Origin of the sequence: Curtobacterium sp. B18, from assembly GCF_000333375.1 — a bacterium.
GTDB lineage: Bacteria > Actinomycetota > Actinomycetes > Actinomycetales > Microbacteriaceae > Curtobacterium.
This window is the reverse complement of the sequence record NZ_BACZ01000627.1, coordinates 1-1,309: the sequence shown is the minus strand read 5'-3', so window position 1 is coordinate 1,309 and position 1,309 is coordinate 1. Positions and strand designations below refer to the sequence as shown.

The window sequence follows — 1,309 nt, the reverse complement described above, 5'->3', positions numbered from 1 at the left end:
CTGCGTAGCTTCCGCACTGCTCCCACTTCTCCTCGACCGGAAGGCCCGCATGCGGATCCTCGTGTGGCACGTGCACGGCGGCTGGATGGACGCCTTCGTCCGCGGCACGCACGAGTACCTCATCCCGACGAACGCCGAGCGCGACGCGTGGGGCCTCGGCCGTGGTGGCCGGGACTGGCCCGACTCGGCGGTCGAGATCGACCCGGCCGACGTCGCCGCCGCCGAGGTCGACGTCGTCGTCGTGCAGCGGGTGGAGGAACGCGAACTCGCTCGACGACTGCTCGGTGGTCGGGAGGTGCCCGTGGTCGTCGTCGAGCACAACGCACCGCGGATCGACGTGCCGAACAGCCTGCACCCGTTCCGGGACCGCGACGACCTCACGATCGCGCACGTCACGCACTGGAACGCGCTCATGTGGGACTGCGGCACCACCCGGACGACCGTCATCGAGCACGGCGTCGTCGACCCCGGGCCGCTGTACACCGGTTCGCTCGACCGCTTCGGCGTCGTCATCAACGAGCCGGTCCGGCGGAACCGCGTGGTCGGGACGGACCTGCTCCCCCGCTTCGCCGCGGTGGCGCCGGTCGACGTGTGGGGCATGGCCACCGAACGACTGCCGGAACTCGGGTTCGGCGACGGTGTGGTCGCGCTCGGCGACGTCCCGTCCGACCCGATGCACGCCGCGCTCGCGGAGCGCCGCGCCTACGTGCACCCCAACCGGTGGACGTCCCTCGGACTGTCCCTCATCGAGGCGATGCACATGGCGATGCCCGTCCTGGTGCTCGCCACGACCGACGCGAGTCGCACGGTCCCCGCCGAGGCGGGCGCGATCGCGACCGACGTCGAGGAGTTGGTCCGCGCCTCCAGGACCCTGCTCGAGGACCCCGACGAAGCACGTCGCCGCGGGGCCGTGGCACGGGAGGCCGTGCTGGCGCGGCACGCGCTCGGACGGTACCTGGCCGACTGGGACGACCTGCTCGACGACGTGGTCACGCGCGGGGGGCGCACGAACCGAGCGGCGGGAGCCGCTCTCGAAGGGAGCCTGGGATGAAGATCGCCATGGTGTCCGAGCACGCGAGTCCGCTCGCGGTCCTCGGCGGGGTCGACGCTGGTGGCCAGAACGTCCACGTCGCGGAGCTGTCCGGTGCACTCGCGGACCGGGGCCACCGGGTCACCGTCTACACCCGGCGCGACGACGCTGGGCAGCCGGTCCGGGTGCTCCTCCGACCGGGCGTCGAGGTCGCGCACGTCGATGCCGGTCCGGCACGGCACGTCCCCAAGGACGAGCTGTTCCCGTACATGGGACGTC

Annotated in this window: 2 protein-coding genes; both read left to right on the top strand. The window is 72.4% G+C overall.

The window, feature by feature from the left end:
- The coding region (locus I5E_RS16930; RefSeq protein ID WP_261974982.1) for a glycosyltransferase at nucleotides 1-1,051 on the top strand (1,051 nt) is incomplete at its 5' end.
- Nucleotides 1,048-1,309 (top strand): glycosyltransferase (locus I5E_RS16925; protein ID WP_031263027.1); only part of this gene is annotated, 262 nt, incomplete at its 3' end. The genes I5E_RS16930 and I5E_RS16925, both read left to right, overlap by 4 nt.